Source organism: Delftia sp. 60 (assembly GCF_002754395.1).
GTDB classification, from domain to species: Bacteria; Pseudomonadota; Gammaproteobacteria; order Burkholderiales; family Burkholderiaceae_C; genus Comamonas; species Comamonas acidovorans.
Genome location: NZ_PEFD01000001.1, coordinates 3,682,466 through 3,699,712, shown reverse-complemented (window position 1 = coordinate 3,699,712; position 17,247 = coordinate 3,682,466). Strand labels below are relative to the sequence as shown.

General features: G+C 65.5%; 25 protein-coding genes and 1 pseudogene. 8 read left to right on the top strand and 18 right to left on the bottom strand.

What is annotated here, in order from left to right; genetic code table 11:
• Window positions 1-57: 57 nt before the first annotated feature.
• The gene (locus CLV01_RS16825) at window positions 58-711 is read right to left on the bottom strand and encodes an SOS response-associated peptidase (protein WP_306563451.1); all 654 of its coding nucleotides are present in this window, start codon (window positions 709-711) and stop codon (window positions 58-60) included.
• A gap of 118 nt (window positions 712-829) precedes the next feature.
• On the opposite strand from CLV01_RS16825, the gene CLV01_RS16820 reads away from it, so the two are divergent.
• Genes CLV01_RS16820 through CLV01_RS16800 form a run of 5 tightly spaced genes read left to right on the top strand, consistent with a single transcriptional unit; the run spans window position 830 to window position 2,340 of the window.
• Window positions 830-1,321, top strand: a complete 492-nt coding sequence (locus CLV01_RS16820; RefSeq protein WP_013802144.1) for an HNH endonuclease signature motif containing protein — start codon at window positions 830-832, stop codon at window positions 1,319-1,321.
• Between the two features lie 47 nt (window positions 1,322-1,368).
• Window positions 1,369-1,647, top strand: a complete 279-nt coding sequence (locus tag CLV01_RS16815) for a hypothetical protein (protein WP_043821078.1) — start codon at window positions 1,369-1,371, stop codon at window positions 1,645-1,647.
• Window positions 1,648-1,667: 20 nt separating this feature from the next.
• Complete coding sequence (locus CLV01_RS16810; RefSeq protein ID WP_017406858.1) at window positions 1,668-1,877, top strand: hypothetical protein; 210 nt, start codon at window positions 1,668-1,670, stop codon at window positions 1,875-1,877.
• A gap of 8 nt (window positions 1,878-1,885) precedes the next feature.
• Entirely contained in the window at window positions 1,886-2,128 is a 243-nt protein-coding gene (locus tag CLV01_RS16805; protein ID WP_099733735.1) for a hypothetical protein, read from the top strand.
• Window positions 2,129-2,133: 5 nt separating this feature from the next.
• Window positions 2,134-2,340 (top strand): hypothetical protein, encoded by a 207-nt coding sequence (locus CLV01_RS16800; protein WP_043821074.1) that lies wholly within the window; start codon window positions 2,134-2,136, stop codon window positions 2,338-2,340.
• 9 nt (window positions 2,341-2,349) lie between these two features.
• Here CLV01_RS16800 and CLV01_RS16795 read toward each other — a convergent pair.
• From CLV01_RS16795 to CLV01_RS16785, 3 genes and pseudogenes are all read right to left on the bottom strand, one after another.
• Window positions 2,350-2,810 (bottom strand): annotated as a pseudogene (locus CLV01_RS16795) (DUF421 domain-containing protein).
• Window positions 2,811-2,822: 12 nt separating this feature from the next.
• Window positions 2,823-3,416 carry a cysteine hydrolase family protein gene (locus CLV01_RS16790; protein WP_099733737.1) on the bottom strand — a complete coding sequence of 198 codons (594 nt, stop codon included), beginning with the start codon at window positions 3,414-3,416 and terminating at the stop codon, window positions 2,823-2,825.
• Window positions 3,416-4,024, bottom strand: a complete 609-nt coding sequence (locus CLV01_RS16785) for a hypothetical protein (RefSeq protein ID WP_099733738.1) — start codon at window positions 4,022-4,024, stop codon at window positions 3,416-3,418. The genes CLV01_RS16790 and CLV01_RS16785 overlap by 1 nt, the downstream gene beginning before the upstream one ends.
• Window positions 4,025-4,179: 155 nt before the next feature.
• Here CLV01_RS16785 and CLV01_RS16780 point away from each other — a divergent pair, with 155 nt between their 5' ends.
• Both CLV01_RS16780 and CLV01_RS28815 read left to right on the top strand, forming a co-directional pair.
• Window positions 4,180-4,383: a hypothetical protein gene (locus CLV01_RS16780; RefSeq protein ID WP_099735307.1), complete on the top strand. Its 204-nt coding sequence runs from the start codon at window positions 4,180-4,182 to the stop codon at window positions 4,381-4,383.
• Window positions 4,384-4,746: 363 nt separating this feature from the next.
• Entirely contained in the window at window positions 4,747-5,184 is a 438-nt protein-coding gene (locus tag CLV01_RS28815; RefSeq protein WP_143290040.1) for a hypothetical protein, read from the top strand.
• A gap of 77 nt (window positions 5,185-5,261) precedes the next feature.
• On the opposite strand, the gene CLV01_RS16775 is transcribed toward CLV01_RS28815, so the two are convergent.
• The 8 genes from CLV01_RS16775 to CLV01_RS16740 form a co-directional block, all read right to left on the bottom strand.
• Window positions 5,262-5,789 carry a DUF2514 family protein gene (locus tag CLV01_RS16775; RefSeq protein WP_099733740.1) on the bottom strand — a complete coding sequence of 176 codons (528 nt, stop codon included), beginning with the start codon at window positions 5,787-5,789 and terminating at the stop codon, window positions 5,262-5,264.
• Window positions 5,789-6,370 carry a glycoside hydrolase family protein gene (locus tag CLV01_RS16770; protein WP_099733741.1) on the bottom strand — a complete coding sequence of 194 codons (582 nt, stop codon included), beginning with the start codon at window positions 6,368-6,370 and terminating at the stop codon, window positions 5,789-5,791. The genes CLV01_RS16775 and CLV01_RS16770 overlap by 1 nt, the downstream gene beginning before the upstream one ends.
• Entirely contained in the window at window positions 6,367-6,678 is a 312-nt protein-coding gene (locus CLV01_RS16765; protein ID WP_099733742.1) for a hypothetical protein, read from the bottom strand. The genes CLV01_RS16770 and CLV01_RS16765 overlap by 4 nt, the downstream gene beginning before the upstream one ends.
• A gap of 50 nt (window positions 6,679-6,728) precedes the next feature.
• Window positions 6,729-7,169 (bottom strand): hypothetical protein, encoded by a 441-nt coding sequence (locus CLV01_RS16760; RefSeq protein WP_257221343.1) that lies wholly within the window; start codon window positions 7,167-7,169, stop codon window positions 6,729-6,731.
• A 244-nt stretch (window positions 7,170-7,413) separates the two neighbouring features.
• Window positions 7,414-8,121 carry a glycine-rich domain-containing protein gene (locus tag CLV01_RS29960; RefSeq protein WP_441306978.1) on the bottom strand — a complete coding sequence of 236 codons (708 nt, stop codon included), beginning with the start codon at window positions 8,119-8,121 and terminating at the stop codon, window positions 7,414-7,416.
• 3 nt (window positions 8,122-8,124) lie between these two features.
• Complete coding sequence (locus tag CLV01_RS16750; RefSeq protein ID WP_099733743.1) at window positions 8,125-8,631, bottom strand: hypothetical protein; 507 nt, start codon at window positions 8,629-8,631, stop codon at window positions 8,125-8,127.
• A 9-nt stretch (window positions 8,632-8,640) separates the two neighbouring features.
• Window positions 8,641-9,141, bottom strand: a complete 501-nt coding sequence (locus tag CLV01_RS16745; RefSeq protein WP_143290041.1) for a hypothetical protein — start codon at window positions 9,139-9,141, stop codon at window positions 8,641-8,643.
• Entirely contained in the window at window positions 9,134-9,490 is a 357-nt protein-coding gene (locus tag CLV01_RS16740) for a hypothetical protein (RefSeq protein WP_099733745.1), read from the bottom strand. The genes CLV01_RS16745 and CLV01_RS16740 overlap by 8 nt, the downstream gene beginning before the upstream one ends.
• Before the next feature lie 65 nt (window positions 9,491-9,555).
• On the opposite strand from CLV01_RS16740, the gene CLV01_RS28810 reads away from it, so the two are divergent.
• Window positions 9,556-9,966 (top strand): hypothetical protein, encoded by a 411-nt coding sequence (locus CLV01_RS28810; protein ID WP_143290042.1) that lies wholly within the window; start codon window positions 9,556-9,558, stop codon window positions 9,964-9,966.
• Here the strand turns inward: CLV01_RS28810 and CLV01_RS16735 are convergent.
• Genes CLV01_RS16735 through CLV01_RS16710 form a run of 6 tightly spaced genes read right to left on the bottom strand, consistent with a single transcriptional unit; the run spans window position 9,938 to window position 17,232 of the window.
• On the bottom strand, window positions 9,938-10,981 hold the full coding sequence (locus CLV01_RS16735) for a hypothetical protein (protein WP_099733746.1): 1,044 nt from the start codon (window positions 10,979-10,981) through the stop codon (window positions 9,938-9,940). The two genes, CLV01_RS28810 and CLV01_RS16735, sit on opposite strands and share 29 nt — an antisense overlap.
• 2 nt (window positions 10,982-10,983) lie before the next feature.
• Entirely contained in the window at window positions 10,984-11,964 is a 981-nt protein-coding gene (locus CLV01_RS16730) for a hypothetical protein (RefSeq protein WP_099733747.1), read from the bottom strand.
• A gap of 2 nt (window positions 11,965-11,966) precedes the next feature.
• A complete protein-coding gene (locus CLV01_RS16725; protein ID WP_099733748.1) occupies window positions 11,967-14,099 on the bottom strand; it encodes a hypothetical protein in 2,133 nt (710 codons plus the stop codon).
• Window positions 14,092-16,068, bottom strand: a complete 1,977-nt coding sequence (locus CLV01_RS16720) for a hypothetical protein (protein ID WP_099733749.1) — start codon at window positions 16,066-16,068, stop codon at window positions 14,092-14,094. Before CLV01_RS16720 ends, CLV01_RS16725 begins: the two co-directional genes overlap by 8 nt.
• Window positions 16,068-16,757, bottom strand: a complete 690-nt coding sequence (locus CLV01_RS16715) for a hypothetical protein (protein ID WP_099733750.1) — start codon at window positions 16,755-16,757, stop codon at window positions 16,068-16,070. Before CLV01_RS16715 ends, CLV01_RS16720 begins: the two co-directional genes overlap by 1 nt.
• A 28-nt stretch (window positions 16,758-16,785) precedes the next feature.
• Window positions 16,786-17,232: a hypothetical protein gene (locus CLV01_RS16710; RefSeq protein WP_143290043.1), complete on the bottom strand. Its 447-nt coding sequence runs from the start codon at window positions 17,230-17,232 to the stop codon at window positions 16,786-16,788.
• Window positions 17,233-17,247 lie beyond the last annotated feature (15 nt).

Below are 17,247 nucleotides of genomic sequence, written 5' to 3'. Positions count from 1 at the left end.
CCAAAAGCTACACAAGAACCTACACCGCATTCAGCGGGGAGCGAGTTCTGCTTCTGCTTATTCCTCAGCCTTTAGAGCGAGCAGCTGCTCGGCTGGCAGCAGCGTCTCCTCTTCTGGCTTTTCCGCTCCGCTCCGAAGCACGCCAAGCGGCGGCAGCTTGATCAGCGCGTCGGCCTGGGCGACCGTGCCGTGCAGCCAAGCATCCCAGTCGCCGGGCTCCAGCATCACGACCCCGCGCTTTTCCTTGCCGGGCCTGTGCATGAGCGACAGTACCGGGTGCCCGTCTGCGGGCTGCGTGATCATCGTGTAGTTCGGCACCAGCTCGCCGGTTTCAGGGTCCGTCCACTCGCTGTAGAGCCCGGCCAGAGCCGCCGGCTGACCGTCCGCGCGCCTGAACGACCACCACACATTGCGGCTGCCCAGGCCCCAGTACGGTTCCACCCAGCTCTCCACTGGAATCAAGCAGCGCTGTCCGGCGCGCCAGGCAGGGGCATAGGTCCATGACTTTGCTACGGTCTCGCGCCGGGCATTGTTCGTTGACATGGGAGTCCCGTCGCGGGTAGTCGGCCGGCGCGTCGGTGAGCTGCGAGGGATCATGCCCCACTGCCCGACCTCAATCTCGCCACCGGGCTTGATGTACGGCCCCAGGGCCAGTGGTGTGACGTGCGGCGTCCACCATGGCAGTGGCGCCTGCCGGCCGACCCGCCACATGCGCTCGATCTCGATCTCTCGCGGGGTGTTGTAGCGATTACAGATAGCGGCCTCCGTTTGTGATGACCCAAACTACTGCCCTTCCCAGCCTCACTCTCTACATCTCTGACATCTGACCATGACAAGCGAAGCTCTCACTGACATCCAATTGCGATCTTTGCTGAAGTACGACCCAGATACTGGCCAATTTGAGCGCCTTGTTCGCATGGGGCGCTACCAGGCCGGGACACAGGTGGGGGCAAAGATGCGAAGCGGCTACATCGCAATCCGCATCAACTTCAAGCTGTACTACGCCCATCGCTTGGCATGGCTCTACGTTCATGGGGCTTGGCCGACCGATCAAGTCGACCACATCAATGGAGCCCGGGATGACAACAGGATCGCCAACCTTCGTTTGGCGGATCGCTTTCGCAACACTCAAAACCTTCGCTCAGCCAAGGCGGGCAACAAGTCTGGACTGCTCGGCGTCTCCCCTCACCAAAACAGGTGGCGAGCTTTTCTCCATGTGCATGGCAAGACGCATCACCTCGGCCTGTACGACACCCCGGAAGAGGCTCACGCAGCCTACGTCGAAGCGAAGCGATCGATGCACGAGGGGAACACTTTGTAGAAGTGCACGCTGACTTACGCATAGTATTACTGTATATTTATACAGTCATGAAAGTCAAAGTAACCATCCTCCGCGAGGCGGGCGCACGCAGCTATCACCGTGGCCCGCTGCAGTACATCAAGGGTGAGCTGGACCTGAAGCACTACGCAGTGCCTGATCAGCGCCGGACGATCCCTGTGCTGCGCATCCTTGGAGACAGCGCCAACAACCAGCTGTTCGAGCCCAAGCTGATCTATGCATGTGCGGGAAAGATGAAGTTCAGCGGACTGGAACGCTGCGACAGAGCATGGCACGCGCAGGAATGGTCCTGCGAGTTCGACTACTGACCTCACCCAGGAGGCCCACCATGTTGCTCACATACGAGGAATTCCCCACGTTGCTCACGATGCCGCGCTGGTTCGGCACACCCGAAGTCAAAGTCATGCCGGGCAAGCCGGAGGACTATTTCATCGAACAGCTGCATCCCGACTGGTTTCTTGTCTACGACTCGGACGGCGACATGGTCTACAGCGGTGTTGGCCCCGTGTCCGTGCACCAGTCAAACGCCCCCTTCTGAGAGCCACCATGCAAAACCCCATTGAGCGCGGCGTAATCGCCAAGGTGCGTGGAGAAGAAATGTCGGCGGCACAGCGCCTGCTGCCTGTTCCAGGACGTGGGCAGCCGCAGTACGTCACCAGTGAAGTCGACACCCTACTTGCTGGGCGCGTGTGTATCACATTCGAGCTGCAGATGTATGGCCACGGGCGCCACCGCTTCTGGCATTGGGTCGGCAAGGGAGCGGTGCAACTGGAGCAGCCCGCTGGCTGAGCCAAATGGACTCGCTCATCTGGGGCGGCGCGCCCACGGCGCCTGGCTGGTATGCGGTCGTGGTGGACTACGGCCGGCGCCCCTTCCCAGCGGCGCGACGCTGGTCTGGGTCGTTCTGGGACGATGCGCGCGGCATTCTTGCCTTCGACGGGCCGCACGCCGATGCAGAGGCGGCACTGGACTGGGCCATGGAGCGCTGCCCAGAGGATTGACAGGTTCGACTACTGCTTTTTCTGCACGCTAATGGATCCGTCGGCCTCCAGGAACATGCAGCGGATTTCTGATTCCTCGCAGTCTGCCTCGCGCAGCGCCTTCTCGATATCGTTGCGCGATACCCGGTGGCTTTTACGCGCACCCTCAAAGATCTTTCCATCCCGCCCCAGCAGCACCGCCTCGCCCTCCAGCAGCTTTTCCGCACCGCGCCAGCGTGCCGTCACGAAACCCACGGCCGTATTCAACGCAATGAGGATCACGCACACCAGCAGCCCCCAGGCAGGGACTGATCGGACCCTGTCATTGAGGGCCCCGCCGCCTCGCTCACCAACATCACCACCAGCAGATCGAAAGGCGTGAACTGGCCCACGGTACGCCGCCCCGTTATACGCATCATCAACAGCAGCAGGGCATAGACCGCCAGCGCGCGTACGGCCAACTCAAACGGATGGATGTCCAGGTTCCACATACCAACGCCCCTTCAATTCCGCCCCGCCCAGGGACTACGCGCTGAGGTCCGCACTGAACACTTGAAGGCCTGCCTCAACTGCCGCAATGCCTGCTGCCGCCGCGCAGGCGTCTCGGCCGCCGTGCAATCGCTGGGCACCCAGACCTCGTAGCCCGACATGCGTGCATCCGTAGCCGTGAGCATGACGCACATGTCCGCAGCAAACCCCACGATGACCAGCCTGCGCGCCTGCATTCTGCCCAGCAGATGCAGCAGCGGCGTGGAATGAAAAGCCGAATGCTGGGGCTTGAGAATCACCAGATCCTCCGCATCGGGCGCAAGCAGCCGAGCGATCTCACCGCGCTCGCCAGCCAAACCCTGGCAGGCGGCAAGAATGTCGCTGAACTCGCTGTGCCAAGTGCCGTAGTTGTCGTTGGCGTAGATCGTAGCCACGCCCTTTTCACGAAGCCTGGCCTTGAGCCGGACAATGCGCCGGGCAGCCCGTACCGCTTCCTGCAGCAAAGGTCCGGCATTGGGAAATTGAAGCGGGTTGATGACATCCACCAGCAACAGCACCTCCGCGCTGTGAGGCACTTGCGTGGGTTCTAACCACCTCGTCCTGGGCATCACAGCATGGATTCGCGTTGCTGCTCCGCTCGAGATGCGCCGATGGCAGTTTCAACCTGCTTGACCTCTTCAGGGGGAGGCAGGACTGCTGGCATACCCAAGCTCTGGATCCACAACTCGCGGCACCAACCCTTGGTGTGATACAGGTGATGGTCTTCGTCCTTTTCCACACGAGCGTGGGCCTCCTTGAGGACCTTGCCCTTTTCACCTGTAGCCACCTCGGCGACCTTGCCCAGAAGCTCCCAGTTGGCGTGGTCCTTGGTCTCAGCGTGAACCACGCACTCGCACGCCACGAGTTGCGCAGCGGCCGCACTACCACCCCTGAGAGCCAACTCCATCGCCTTCACCAGCGATGATCCTATGTGCTTCACGACATCACGGGAAGGCGAAGCTTCGTCCGGATTGACCCCCAACAGTTCACATGTAGTGCGCACCACGTTCTGGTGGCTGAGCGTCTCTTCGAGATACTCTTCCCATTCCTTTTTTAGGTCATCGTTAAGGGCGCAGGTCAGAGCAGTTCTATACACCTGCTCACCTCCGAGTTCCGTTTCCATCATCTGCAGCAACAGATCTTTGAGTTGAGACTCGTCATATCGTGGTTTAGCCATTTGCCTACTCCGGTTTTCAGTTGCGGTCCGGCGATGGTCGGCCAACCTTGGCACTTTGCGCGTAAGCAGCAACTGAAGGGTATGTAGTGCTTCTCGAAAGTTACGTGTACGTCCAAGACCGTCAAATAATGACGGGCGGACGGCACAATGCCTGCATGAGATTCATCGCGCTACTGATCATCGTTGCAGCCCTGTTCTACGGAGCGTCTCGGATTTCCCACATACAGATCGGTGAGCGCGCTACAGGCGGCTACGACGGCGCATCAATGACGCCGCAGCAACGCGTCATCCAGGCCGAGAAAGAGGCCCGAGAGGCGGCGGACGCCGCGCGGGCAGCGGCGATGCGGCAAGCCGAGTAACGGCAGGTGCGCGGCACAATGCCGCCCATGGCAATCGATCCCACAAACACAAAACACACAGTCCACCGGCGCGTCGTCGCCGACTGATCCAGCGCCTACAGCCTGATCCGCTGCGCGCACGCCACCAGCGCCGCCCGCAGCCGCGTGAACAGATCAGCAACGTCGGCCAGAGCGACGCATGCATCGCGCTCTGCAGCCATTCCTAGGCGCGTTTGGCACAACGCGCATAGGGCCACAGTAATGCACGGACCTCACTGCAATGCCGCCGAGTCTTTTGAATATGTTATTGATAACTGCCCTGAAGACAGATTGACATGCGAAATCTGCGTACAATGCAACTTCACTTTACATATTGAAACAACCATGATCATCAAGCACGCAATTGCTATTGCCGCCCTCGCTCTTGCAACTGGTGGAGCAAACGCCTGGACACTTGTCTACGCGAATGATGCGGCCGGCAACGTCACTGCTGGATCTTTGCAGTCTCTTAGAACAGCCGTCCTCAATGGTTCATCCGTGAGGGTTGTTTCAGATGTACCAGGCAAACATGCTTGGTCTGTTCCATGCTTCCAGATGGCCGTGAAATACGATGCTCAAGGTGTCGTCTGCTTTGGAGGAAGCCCACTAGCCTCTGACAACTCGATGGGAGCACAGTTCTCTAATGTCTACAGCCCTCCGCAGATTGTGCATATCATGCTCAATACCCAGGGGCAGTATTCCCAGGCTCTTGTGCGGATTAGTGATGGTGTTTTGGCTAGCAAAACCCTCGTTTACCATCCGATGCAATGGTTTGTTCAATAAACAAACAAGCGGTCCTGAGAGCGCTCCTGCGTATTGCTCTGCCACGTACACGCCACTAGGTGGGCCGGCAGCCAGTTCTAATGAACTGACTCGATCATCGCGCTACCGGCGTCATACGCTCGCTCGCAGGCGCTGCCTCGGTGTCGGGCGTCGTCAGCAATGCGCGCCAGCGCTCCCGCTCGCTCGTCAGCGCGGCGCTGCAGCTCGGCGAGCAGATCGAGGGCTGCGGTGTCTGGCGTGCATTGTCCGGCAGCGGCGCGAGCCTGGGCGGCGGCACGGTGGGCGGTGATGTAGTCGGCGAGGTCGCCGCGCAGCCGGCCAGCAGCAGCGCGGGCAGCATCGGCATCCGCCGCAGCGCGCGCCAGGGCCAGGTCCGAGTCGCGTGCAAGAAAGTCGAGACGTTCACGGTAGGCTCCTTCCCGTTGTCGATAGCGTTCGGATGCGTGCAGCGCGGCGGTGGCAGCGGCCTGGCGGTCGGTCGCCAGATCCGTGCGTGCCTGCGCCGCATCGCGCTCGGCACCCAGCCGCGCCAGCGACTGCCAGACCAGCAGCGCCGCCAGCAGCAGGGTCAGCAGCTGCCAGGCATGGGTTTGCAGGCGGTCCATCAAGGCTGGGCCTCCATGCAGGCCGCGTGGCGCGCCTGCTGGCGTGTCCACACGCCGCGGCACACCTTGTTGCCGGGTGCCGAGCAGTCAAAGCGCCAGCGCTTCGGACGGCCGGCCGCGTCCCACTGGTAGGCGCTGTAGCCCTGCAAAGGCTGAGTGCTGGTCATGAATCGCCAGGACAGGTAGGACTGGCAGGCGCCGGCGTAGTCGCCAGCCCGTGTCTTGACCAGCATCGAGGAGCCGCGCCAGGCCCCGCAGCCGTACTGGCCCGCGAAGTCCACGGCCTGGGCAAACTCGACTTGGTGCACCCGAGTGTCGCCCAGCGAATCACGCACGCAGGCGCCGTACTGCTGCTCCAGCAGGTTGATGGCCAGCTCGCGCGCCCGTTCGCGTGTGATGGGCGGATCGGCCAGGGTCACGCGGGTTCCGTCCTCGTAGCGCGTGGCGCCATGGCCGATGGTGGGCACATCGCCCTGCACGGGAATGATGGGCGCCGCACTGAAGCCTTCTGCGGCAATCCAGGCCGCGAGAATGGCCGCGCCAATTCCTAGGCCTGCGGCTGGCATGCGGGACGTGCTCATGGCGCGCCCCAGTCGGTTTCAGCCTCGGGCTTCAGTCCTGCCAGGCGCGCGAGGCGCTGCCGCTGCTGGGCGCGCTGGTAGTCCTGGCGCCACTTCCAGATCAGATAGCCGGCCTGCAGCACGATGAAAGCAAGCGAGGCCACCACCAGCCATTCGCTGAGCGGCAGCCCCCAGACCTTGAACACCCCAGTGGCAGCAGCGCCTGGCGTGGCATGTACAGCAGCATTGGCCAGGTCCTGCCGCTGCTCGGCGCTCAGGTGCTGGTGGATACCCATCAGCGCGAGCAGGGATACGAGGTGTTTCTTCATGGCCCCGATGATTCCGGGGCCGGGCCGCGCTGGCGAACCCTACACGGGGGCTACGCGCGCTGCGCTGCGGCCCAGGCGAACAGCGTGTCCACCTGCTCCGCTGTCAGGCCCAGCACAGCAGCCACCGCCGCCACGGTCTCGCTGTCGCGCAGCCAGTCCTTGGCATCGTTGAGCACTGCGTCCACCCGGTCCAACATCTCGCCGGGCTGCAAGGTGTCGCGCCACGCCAGCACGCGCGCCAGCAGGTTGTCCTCGGGACGGGCATCGTCAGGGGCCAACAGCACCAGGGCATCCTGCTCCAGCACATGCCGCTTGAGCGCCAGGCGGCCGGCCCAACGGGGCACCTCGTGCGTAAGGCCTGCCACATCTTCCGGAGCCGGCTCAGGGGCAAGGCGCCACGCCCCGGGGTGCAGTTGCTCTGCAATCTCGATGGTTGCAAGGATGCGGTCCACGGCTTTACCCGCACCGTCCACGATTTCGATCACAGGCATCAGGACACCCCCAGGTCTGCGATGAACTCGATGCAGGCGTAGCCGTTCCCACCGCGCGCGACAACACCGGCCGAAGTGCACCCGCCGCCTCCTCCTCCGAGGCCGCCTGCACCACCAACGCCATTGCCCGCTCCGCCACCGCCACCGTTACCGCCTGCACTACCAGCGCCAGACGTACTCCCGGCGCCGCCACCGCCATTACCGCCGTTGCTTGTACCGCCCCCACTACCCCCGTAAAAACTGATCAGCCAACCGCCATCGCTGGCGTCGACATTCGCTCCCGCATTCGTCGCAAGCAGGCCCGTGGCATCTGCGCCATTGGGCATTGCACCGCCTCCTCTTGTTCCGGGAGATGGCCCTCCAGTGCCCCTCCCCCGCTATGGGCGCTGCTGCCCGATGTTGTTGCATTGTTGCCAAGACGCAGGATGTCCATGCCGGCCCCGCCCGTTCGGCCGGATGCGATAGCGCCGGGCTTCACGGATCCAGCCCCCATATCCCAACCGGTCGGGAGCGCCGGTCCGTCAGGCACAGCGGGCACTCCAGACGCAGCGTAGATGCCAGCCGGGCCACCGGGCAAGGTGTATGTAACGCCCTGCACGGTGATTGTGGTGTTGCCCCCTGCATTGCCGTTGCCAGTCGCAAGTACAGCGGCTCCACCAGCTCCGATGGTGACCGTCACAACGTCATTCTTCACAACGCGCAGCAGCTTCATTCCCCATGCGCCGGAATAGCCGCCGGTGCCAGCCGTGCCTGTGGAATTTGTGAGTGCGCCCGATCCACCTGCCGACATTGCACGCACAACAATGATGCCGTCTTGTGGCGCGGTCCAAACGCCGCTCTCGAAAAACGGCGTCTTCAGGCCAGGGCCCAAGATTCGCGCGGGCAGCACATCCCCCACTGGCAGCTCCCGCAGAGCGCCATTGATCAGAACGACAGGGCGACGTTGAGCCATGGCTTACGCGAGCACCACCGGGACGCCGGATTCGAAGTTGATGGCCGTGGCGCTGATGGCGATGCCCAGGCGCTGTACCACGTTGCCCGCTGCACTGGGGGCCGTGGCCCCTGCTGTTCCGGCCGTGGTCTGCAGGAAGACAGGGCCAGCCGTCTGGCCAGACACCTGCGTGTTGGTGCCCTCGAAGTACACCGTGGCGTTCGCGCCGCTGGTCACGGCGGCCAGCACGAAGCCGTGGGCCTCCTTGCCGGACACAGTGCCATCTGCCTTGCGGACCTTCGCGCCGGTGCTGTTCCAGATGTTCACGAAGTCGCCTGCTGCGAGGGCTTCGCTGGAGGCAATGACAGCCGTATCGGCCCCCATGCCCACCGGCATCATGCTCATGTCCAGGCGCCCGGAATCATCCAGGGAGACGATATCGCCAGCATTGGCGGCGCCTGTGGATGCCTGTACGCCAAACACCTCAGTGATGGCGTTGCCGACGAAGCGGAGAATTTTCTTTGCAGCCATGGTGGCCTCCTATGCAAGGGTGATGGGTGGGTTGATGTCGATGAGGACTCGGGTGGAAGACAGCGCCCGGCCGATGACCTGGGCGAACAGCGCGCCAGCGGGCGGAGCCTGGGCCAGTTGCCCCGACAGCCCGACCAGCACCGGGCCGGGCGTCCAGGTCCAGCCGGCGTGCTCAAGGACGTAGCCGGTCTGCACCACGGCGTCGTCGCCAGGGCTGTATGCGTCGGCCACCATGCCCAGCACGGCGCCACGGTGCGCGGGGTTGGTGGCGTCGGCTGCGACCAGTTCGCCAGCGCTGTCGCAGGCCACAACGCTGTGGCCGCTGATGGGCAGCTGGCCGACCTTGACGGTGGCGGCGCCGCCGGGCGGCCCTGGCTGACCTTGGCGGCCAGGCGGCCCCTGCTCCGCCACTGCCAGGATCTCGGTTTCCTCAACCTGCTCGACCAGAACCGAGTCCTGGGCTTCCTCGGCCAGGATCTCGGTCTCGTGCACGATCAGCACGTCAGTCACGGGTGACCTCCGGGCTCACACAGCAAGAGCCTTCGGCCAAGCGCGTGACCTCGCCACCGGGGTGCACGATCTCCAGATCAAACACCCCGCCGCTCCAAGTGATGGCCGCCGTGGTGCCCGCGTCGACCAGCAGATCCACCGTGCCGGCCGTGCCACCCAGCGCAATTCGGCCGTTCTCCGTGGTCAGTTCCAGCAGCGTGGCTGTGGATTCGATTTCCTCGCGCACCTGCATGCGGGCCGTGCAGCCCGTCAGGTCGATGGGTGTCTTGTCGGGGTTGAGCCAGCGCAGGCGCCGCCGGAATGTGGCGCCTTGGTAGATCGTGAAGTTGAGCTTGGCCGGCTTGGTCATGCCCCGCAGTGTCCCGGCCAGGGCGCGCGCAGGCGAACCCTAGCCGGGGTATGCTGGCTCAATAGGTGATCGACAATACCTCGGGTATGATTCGGCAATCAATAAAAATGGAGCCAATCGTGCATTTGTGCAAATACCCAGATCAGAAAGAAATAGCAGACAATTTTGCAGAAGAGCATCAATCACTGATTAAAAATTTAATTTCCTCGGAGGCAAAACTTGCCTGGACCATTCGAATGCTACATGAGGCAAGAAGAGAAGCCTTAGCAGTCAGCAAGGAGGAGCCAATAATCCATAACGAGGAAGAATTAAAGCTTAAAAAAGCAAATAACTCTTTTAAAGAGGCAAATGAATTAAATAAAGAACTTGTCGCCCTAGCAAGTAATCTTAATTTTCACAAACCCGAGCAAATCAAATTCTTTGAGAAATACTCACCTGAGGTAAAAACTAGCTCAACACCCCATCCCAATCCGTGATATCCCTCTCGGTACCGCTGTAGCTGCCACCCGCCCGGATCTGGTTGTTCAGCGTCGTAACCATGTTGCCCAGCATGTCCACGATCTCCTGGCCGTTGGCCATCTTGAGCTTGGCCAGGTCCACGGCCACGTCGCTGATCTCGAACGCATCGGCCGTGCTCCTGTAGTGGCGCAGCGCGGCCTCCTGGGTGAGCTGGGCCAAGCGCGCGCTGAACTGTGCGGTGACGGCGTAGCTGTTGTTGAAGCTGTCGATGACCGCATCCTGATCGCTGATCCACATGCCGCGAGCCCTGAGCTTGTCGCGGAAGGCCTGAGCGGTCTGCTGGTGCAGCTGCTTGATGCGGTCCATGCGCTGGTCCAGTTCGGCGCGCACCAGGCGCATCTTGGTCTCACGCTCTTCGCGCAGGCGGGCGGCATGGGTAGCTGCGATGGCATCGGCCGCGGCCCGGGTGCTTTCGGCGTGCAGCCGCGCGATGGCGTTGTGCGTGGCGCCCGGGGCGAAGCGGTGGCCGCTGGCGGCCGCGGCGTCGAGCAGGTCCCGCTCGCCGGCCCACGCATCCTTGCGCGCCAGCGCGAAGGCGGTGTCGCCGGCCACGCGGTCCACGCTCTCGACATAGGTCGTGCCCACAGCCGAGGCCAGGACCGACCGAATCCAGGCATCCGCGTCGGCGCCAGCGTCCAGCAGGCCCGGGAACAGGTCATCGACCACGCCCGTGTAGCCCGTGAAGAACGAGCCCACGGCCTGCTCGATGAACTGCGGCAGGGGCTGCACATGGGGCGCGCTACCCACCGCGGAAGCTGCCCCCAGCGCCGACATGGCGGCCGACAGACTGCTGCTGTGCTTGGCCTTGGCAACCTCGGGTTCGCGCGGTATGCCATCGATGATGCTCGTGATGGCGGGCACAACCTTGGACTGCATGCGGCCCTCGGCGTCCGAGATCATCTTGCCAATGCGCTCAATGGCCGTGTAGACGATGGCGGCCGAGATTCCCTGCATTGCGATGCCTGTGGCCATGGTCAGCCCTCCGCGTCCACGTTGTTGGATTCCTGTGCGCTGGAGTTCACCGTCACGCCTGCGCTGTTGAGCGCCGAGGCCGCGCGCGAGGATGCGCGGCGAAGGCGTTTGATGTGCTGCTCCACGTTCAGGCCGATGCGTGCCAACGCCCTGTCGTTCATGGCCTTGACCGTGCGCTGCGAAGCGGCGCTGCCGGCTTGGTTGATCAGCGTCTGGGAGTCCCAACGTGCAAGGTCGGAGCTGGCCACCCGCATGTGAGCGGCAAGGGCCTGCTCGTCGCGGCGCACGCGGGTCAGGTAGTCGTTGTTGCGGCCGAACACGTCGAACATCATGTTCATCTGAGCGAACACGTAGTCCATGGCGGCGTCCAGCGCGGCGTTGCGCAGGCGGGCCAGCTCGGTCACGGCGTCGACCAGCAGCCGCCGGGCCTCGGCTTGACGGTCGGCCGCCATCTGGGCAGCCAGACGCTCCTGGTACAGGCCGGTCACACCAGCGGCAACGGCCTGCAGTGCAGGCGCAGCACCGGCGGGCAGCGGCAGCGCGCGCTGGTTGAGCGATGCCAGCACCAGGGCGCCCTGCTCCTGCGCCTGGGCCAGGCGATGGTCCTGGCCCACGTAGCCGAGGCCGTCCTGCCCATGAAGGGTGGAGCGCAGCCATTGCACGGCGCCACGCCAGCCCGGGCCCACGGGGGCCACGATGTCCATCACCCCCTGGAATTCCGTGGCCCAGGCCCGGGAGACGTCTTCCAGCTGCAGTTGCACGGCGCGGTCATGCTGCGCCACCCAGGCTGCCGCGGCGCTGGTGTCGAAGCTGCCGCTGTACCTCGGTAGCTGGTAGGCACCGTCCGTTGTGGCTGGCGAGAAGCTGGCCACGGGCGATTCGATGGCCTGGGCCTCGCCGTAGCTTTGCAGCGCCATGTTCCAGGCCCGGCCCAGCAGGAAGTCGAAGAGCAGCGCCGAAGGCAGCGCGCGTCCGTTGGCCATGTTCAGTTCCTCCCGCCGATGCGGCGCTGCCCGGCCACGACGCCGAAGACGATGTTGTCCAGCTCGGCGGCGCCCTCGCCCACCAGGTCGAACGTGAAATAGTTGGCGGCCAGGCCCCGGCCCGGGTCGAAGCGCTGCACGCGCTGGGCCGCATCCACGCGCCGCGCCCGGTAGGTCCAGGTCTGCTGGCCGTCGCCGATGCGCACATACAGCTGGCCCGTGGCCGAGACACCGGCATGCACGGCAGCCAGCCGCTTGATGGCCTGGCTGCCGAAGTCGTGCTTGCCCAGGCCCGCGCCCCATGCGATGGGTAGGCCCGCGTCAGTGGCACCCCCCAGCCGGTAGAGACCATCGGCACGCACGCCGAAATGCCGGCCGCCCACGGTCATGAAGCTGTCGAAGGCATAGCCCTCGTAGCGGGTGGAAGCGCTGCTTTCCGTGTTCACTACCCAGGCATGGCCCGGGTCCATGAGCACCGGCCGACCGTCCACGACCCGGAACACCAGGGCCCGGTAGCGCTCCACGGCGCCCAGGTGCTCGAGCACACTGGCCACGATGGCGCCCGAGATCTGCGTCTCTGCCTGGCTGCCGATCTGCTCGTGCACATCCAGCATCAGGCCGGCCGCGCCCAACACCAGGGTCCCGGCCGCGCCCATGCGCTCGGCGATGACCACAGTCACGTAGCCGCTGGTCACGAGCTGCGCCCCGGCCTCCATCAGGTTCAGCGCGCGCACCAGGTGGCCCAGGGCCTCCATGTCGGCCTGGGCCCGGCCAGCAGCCAGCCGCAGCCGGCCCTCGGCATGGGCGTCCTGGGATGCCACGGTGAAGGCCGCGCCCAGGGCCATACGGTAGTCGTGGCTCTGGCCGCCGGTGATGGCCCCGAAGACCGCCGGCGGCGGCATGACCATGCTGCCGATCGAGTACCGCGGGATCCAGGCGCCGTCGCCGCCCTCCACCTGGGCGGTGCTGCGCAGGCGGGCCAGCGCCACCCGCGCCACGGCATCGCGTGCGGCATCGGAGGCACGGACCTGGGCCGGCAGCAGCTGCAGCGCGCCGCGCGGTATGGGATCGCCAGCCACGCGCACCGGCCGGAGCCGGGCCTTGGCCTGCGCCATGGGCAACTCGGAGGCGAACAGGTCCAGCGGGCGCAGGCCCAGCCGCAGCTGCAGCGGCTCCAGCGCCGTGGCGGCCGTGGACAGCGGGGCCATCATCAGCACCGACTCCTCGTTCTGCGCCACGCCATCCTTGAGCAGGGGCGCATCCACGGTGTCGTCGCCCGCGTAGAGCAGAGCATCGAGCACGAAGCCCCCCGGCATGGAGAACGGGCCCCGGTGCACCAGCACGTCGTTCACGAACCAGTCGATGCGCCCGGCGGAGATCTCCGCGCGCACAGCATCATTGCCCGTGGGCGTGCCCACTTGGCGCAGGTTGGTGTCGGCCTCGCGCACGCGGATCTGGCCGTCGCCGAACAGCAGGCCGTAGCGCGGAAAGCTCCCGCTGACGCCCCCCGGCGCGCGGCCCACGGGCGCCAGGCCCACGACAGCGCCCACATGCCGGGGCAGCCTGAACTGCACTGTGCCCACCCAGCCGGCCGGCAGCTCGCGCAGGCTGCGCGCCCCGGCATTCCAACCGAAGTGCATGTCGTAGCTGGAGCGCGCCGGCGTGCCCTTCCTGGGCGGCCGGGGCGGGACGGCGGGCTGCGCTGGGATATCGATGCGCACGTTCTCGCGCCGGATGATCCAGGCGCTGGTCCAGGTCAGCGGCGCGCGCACCCAGGACCTGTCGACCTGGACCACGCCCCAGACGTCGCTGTAGTTCGCAGCGCTCGCGCCCAGGCCGGGGTTGCCCACCATCTTGCGCAGGACATCAAGCGGCGTGGTCCAGAAGGCCTTGGCCGATGCACGAAATGCCTCTGGAACCTGCGCCAGGCTGCCGACCGAGCGGGTCTCGCCAGTGCGGTCGTACTCATAGGTGTAGTGCACGCTCATGGACGAAGCCGAGGCCTCGATGCGAACATCGCGCCATTCGTAGGTAGTGCGCGCCGGCACGGCGGGTGTCCCCGGAAAGCCAGGGTCCTCGGGCACGGCCGGGATGTACTGGACCAGCTTCTTGTCCTTGACCAGGGCGTTAGGCATACGCAGGCTCCTTCACGCGCGCATCTGCAATCCAGGGACGGCCGGGGTTCATGGGCAGCACATCGCCGCGCTCGTCGCGCACGGCCACCAGCGGGAACAGCTCGCCGCGGTTGTAGCTGTAGCGGTAGTCGGTGATGTCATAGCCGCGGCTACCGGGCAGCAGTTGCCCATCCACCCAAGCCATGGCCGGCAGCGTCATGCGCCAGGGCCGCTTCTTCCAGGTCTGGCCCCCATCCTTGGAGGCATGGACGCGGACCTGAAGCGGCCGCAGCAGGCCCGACTCATCGGCCTGGCGCTCGGCATACACGGGCACCAGCAGCTGGCCGCGGCTGGCCGAGACCACGAAGCCCACGCGCTGAGGCCAGGGCTCGGGCAGCATGCGGCGCTGCCAGCTGGCCCCGCCGTCCAGCGAGACCAGCAGCATGGGCCGCGCGTTGGGGTAGTCGATGATGTGGGGGTCGGGCCTGCGCAGGATGCCAAAGGGGTCGAACTGCATCCACAGCGCCTGGCGGGTTCCAGCCTCTGCCCGCACCTCGGCGCCCCCGCCGAAGGCCACGGGCCAGTAGCGCGGGAAACGCATGCGCCCCTCCAGCACGGTGCCCGTATCCAGCCCCGCGGAGAACACGCTGCCATCTATGCTGCCGAGGGTCGCGCCGCCCGCGCCCGAGATCTCGTGCACCACGATCATGTCCTGGTCCCAGCCGTCGGCCACCAGATCCACATTGGCCGTGAACAGCAAGGCCTTGCCATTGCGGCCAGCCATCATGCCCACGGCCGTCTGCGGCAGCCCCTTGTGCTCGGAGATGCCGGTCAGGTCCAGCCAGGCCCAGGTGGCGCCCGCATCCCCGCTCCAGAAAAACGCCCAAAACGAGCCGCCGTGCGCCCCCGCCGTGGCGATGCCGGGCGCCAGCACGGCGGCGAACAGCACCCGCAGCAGCAGCGCAGTGGGCGAGACGCGCAGCAGCTCGGTCTCGATGGCCGACCAGATGTAGGCAGGATCGGGATGGGCGGGGAAGGTGATGGTGCTGGTCTGCACCTCGCCGCGCCGGTCCGTGTAGCTGCAGCTGAGCTGCCGCAGGATGGAGGCATCGGGCCGCAGGGCATCGACGGCACGCCCGTGCACGGCCACCAGGCTCAGGAACCTGTCGGGGTGCCAGGCCGGCTCGGCCACGGCATACGAGGCGCTGGGGTCCATGCGGTAGCCGGCCTGGGTAAAGCGCCCCCACAGATGGCCGGCGCGGCCCGTGTAGACCGAATAGGCGTCGTACAGCGCCTCGCTGCCCTCGGCATCCACCACGCGCACCGCCCGGTTGCCGGGATCGAACCCCAGGCCGCTGAAGGTCTCGAACGCCATCAGTACGCCAGCCGACTTGCCCGTGTCGGCCTTGATCTTGACCAGCTCCACGCGGCTCAGGCGCGTGCGCCGCGTCGTGGCGCCGGACCGTGTCACGCCCATGAAGAAGCGCGGATCGTCCGCGTCGAAGCGTTCGCGCACCAGCAGCAGGTGCTCTCCATCGCCGAGGTGCCAAACGCGGCCGCGCCCCTCCTGCGCCGTGTGATCCACGTCATGCACCCTGTCCTCGACCTTGGTGTAGCGCGCCAGGCGCACGGTCTGCTTAAACCCGCCCACGATGTCGGGGCCGCGGTCCAGCTGCTGCTCATCGATCAGGGCCGTGAACAGGCCCGTACGGCGCACCGGCGTGTAGCCGCCGGCCCGGTCCTGGTCATCGCCCAGCAGCTGGCTGCTGCCGTCGTCGAACAGGCGCCGGGCATCGGAGGACTCGAAGACCGCGCACAGCCGCACGCCCTCGCCCACCGGGCGGCGCCGCATCTCGATGAACTCGCCCGCGCGCCGCACCTCGCTGTCCTCGCGCTGCTCCACCATGAACTCGCTGCCCACGGCCAGCAGGCCCTTGAGCGCCTGGTGCTCGGGCAGGCCTGCATCGGGCAAATCCTTGTAGATCAGCATCACAGTACCTCGCGCGCCAGCTTGAAATCCGTCCAGAACTCCGCAGGGCCGCTGCCTGCGCCATAGATCACATCGATGATGGCGTCCCCGCCGCGGGTGTGGGCCGCAGGCACGTCCGGCGCGCGATTGCGGTCGGCTGCGAAGGCCACGCCAAACATGGCCATGGGGTCGTGCTGGATGGGCGTACCGTCGGGCCAGAAGGGGTTGGTCTCCGTCAGGCTGGCCTGGATCTCGGCCACCGTGAACGCGCCCTGCACCGTGCCCGCCGCATCCAGCAGCTGGAAGTCGCCATTGAGCACCCGCAGCGTCAGCGACCCGGCCATGCCACCGGGCAGGGGCTTGTCCAGGCGCTCGCCGCTGTAGACGCGCAAGGCAATCCCGGCGCCCTCTTCCGCCACGTAATAGCTGAAGGCCAGGTTGGCGCTTTTTTGCGCTTCCCATGGCTCGATGACCTGGTTGTCCCAATGCATGATCAGCGAAGCATCCGCCGTGCCCGCTTCGACGCGCATCTCGCAACTGGGCGCCGGCTGCGGTGCATAGGGCGGGTACAGCGAGTTGGTCGCATCGCCTCCCGCGCCAATCGCCCAGGGCTGCTCGTCCAATGCGTGCACCAGCAGCATCCCGCGGCTTGTGCGCAGCACCGGCAGCTCGGTCGGCTGCAGCACGCCGTCCTTGATCAGATAGGCCATCGCCCCTCCTGCATCCTGCCCAACCCGCTCAGAACGCAGGCAGCGCGATGGAGAAGAAGTTCACCGCCTGGGGCGCGCCTGCGGTCAGCTCCACGCTGGTGATGTTCAGGTCCGCCCCCGCCCGCGCCACCGTGCCCTGCAGGCGCGCCAGCGTGGTGGACAGCGCCCCGCTGTCGGAGGGCCCCACGAAGCGAAAAAACTGCACCGTGCCCGTGTCGATGTTGGTGCCGCTCCAGGTCTGCGTGGACTTCTCGATGAAGCCGTCGGCCGCCGTGGGGCTGAGCGTCAAGCCCGCCGAGGTGCCGTCGCTGTAGATGCGCACCAGCAGCTTGTGCTGGGCCGGATCGATGGGCGCGTCCGCCGTGGCGGGCTCCGGGCCCTGGTACAGCTCCAGGAAGCCGCCATCCAGGGCCGCCTTGAGCGAGCCCGTGGCGAGCATGTGATTGCGAAGGCCGGTAGAGGCTTTGGTGGTCATGGTGGTGGTCCTCGA

What these genes read in the sequence shown, in the direction of transcription:
- CLV01_RS16750 (WP_099733743.1), bottom strand. Translation starts at nt 8,631, where the DNA reads ATGGCTGCAAAGAAAATTCTCCGCTTCGTCGGCAACGCCATCACTGAG.
- CLV01_RS16825 (WP_306563451.1), bottom strand. Translation starts at nt 711, where the DNA reads ATGTGGCGGGTCGGCCGGCAGGCGCCACTGCCATGGTGGACGCCGCAC.
- CLV01_RS16765 (WP_099733742.1), bottom strand. Translation starts at nt 6,678, where the DNA reads ATGAAGAAACACCTCGTATCCCTGCTCGCGCTGATGGGTATCCACCAG.
- CLV01_RS16785 (WP_099733738.1), bottom strand. Translation starts at nt 4,024, where the DNA reads ATGGCTAAACCACGATATGACGAGTCTCAACTCAAAGATCTGTTGCTG.
- CLV01_RS16720 (WP_099733749.1), bottom strand. Translation starts at nt 16,068, where the DNA reads ATGCTGATCTACAAGGATTTGCCCGATGCAGGCCTGCCCGAGCACCAG.
- CLV01_RS16710 (WP_143290043.1), bottom strand. Translation starts at nt 17,232, where the DNA reads ATGACCACCAAAGCCTCTACCGGCCTTCGCAATCACATGCTCGCCACG.
- CLV01_RS16790 (WP_099733737.1), bottom strand. Translation starts at nt 3,416, where the DNA reads ATGCCCAGGACGAGGTGGTTAGAACCCACGCAAGTGCCTCACAGCGCG.
- CLV01_RS16725 (WP_099733748.1), bottom strand. Translation starts at nt 14,099, where the DNA reads ATGCCTAACGCCCTGGTCAAGGACAAGAAGCTGGTCCAGTACATCCCG.
- CLV01_RS28815 (WP_143290040.1), top strand. Translation starts at nt 4,747, where the DNA reads ATGATCATCAAGCACGCAATTGCTATTGCCGCCCTCGCTCTTGCAACT.
- CLV01_RS16775 (WP_099733740.1), bottom strand. Translation starts at nt 5,789, where the DNA reads ATGGACCGCCTGCAAACCCATGCCTGGCAGCTGCTGACCCTGCTGCTG.
- CLV01_RS16735 (WP_099733746.1), bottom strand. Translation starts at nt 10,981, where the DNA reads ATGGCCACAGGCATCGCAATGCAGGGAATCTCGGCCGCCATCGTCTAC.
- CLV01_RS16740 (WP_099733745.1), bottom strand. Translation starts at nt 9,490, where the DNA reads ATGACCAAGCCGGCCAAGCTCAACTTCACGATCTACCAAGGCGCCACA.
- CLV01_RS16760 (WP_257221343.1), bottom strand. Translation starts at nt 7,169, where the DNA reads ATGCCTGTGATCGAAATCGTGGACGGTGCGGGTAAAGCCGTGGACCGC.
- CLV01_RS16770 (WP_099733741.1), bottom strand. Translation starts at nt 6,370, where the DNA reads ATGAGCACGTCCCGCATGCCAGCCGCAGGCCTAGGAATTGGCGCGGCC.
- CLV01_RS16780 (WP_099735307.1), top strand. Translation starts at nt 4,180, where the DNA reads ATGAGATTCATCGCGCTACTGATCATCGTTGCAGCCCTGTTCTACGGA.
- CLV01_RS16730 (WP_099733747.1), bottom strand. Translation starts at nt 11,964, where the DNA reads ATGGCCAACGGACGCGCGCTGCCTTCGGCGCTGCTCTTCGACTTCCTG.
- CLV01_RS16815 (WP_043821078.1), top strand. Translation starts at nt 1,369, where the DNA reads ATGAAAGTCAAAGTAACCATCCTCCGCGAGGCGGGCGCACGCAGCTAT.
- CLV01_RS16820 (WP_013802144.1), top strand. Translation starts at nt 830, where the DNA reads ATGACAAGCGAAGCTCTCACTGACATCCAATTGCGATCTTTGCTGAAG.
- CLV01_RS16810 (WP_017406858.1), top strand. Translation starts at nt 1,668, where the DNA reads ATGTTGCTCACATACGAGGAATTCCCCACGTTGCTCACGATGCCGCGC.
- CLV01_RS16805 (WP_099733735.1), top strand. Translation starts at nt 1,886, where the DNA reads ATGCAAAACCCCATTGAGCGCGGCGTAATCGCCAAGGTGCGTGGAGAA.
- CLV01_RS16715 (WP_099733750.1), bottom strand. Translation starts at nt 16,757, where the DNA reads ATGGCCTATCTGATCAAGGACGGCGTGCTGCAGCCGACCGAGCTGCCG.
- CLV01_RS29960 (WP_441306978.1), bottom strand. Translation starts at nt 8,121, where the DNA reads ATGGCTCAACGTCGCCCTGTCGTTCTGATCAATGGCGCTCTGCGGGAG.
- CLV01_RS16800 (WP_043821074.1), top strand. Translation starts at nt 2,134, where the DNA reads ATGGACTCGCTCATCTGGGGCGGCGCGCCCACGGCGCCTGGCTGGTAT.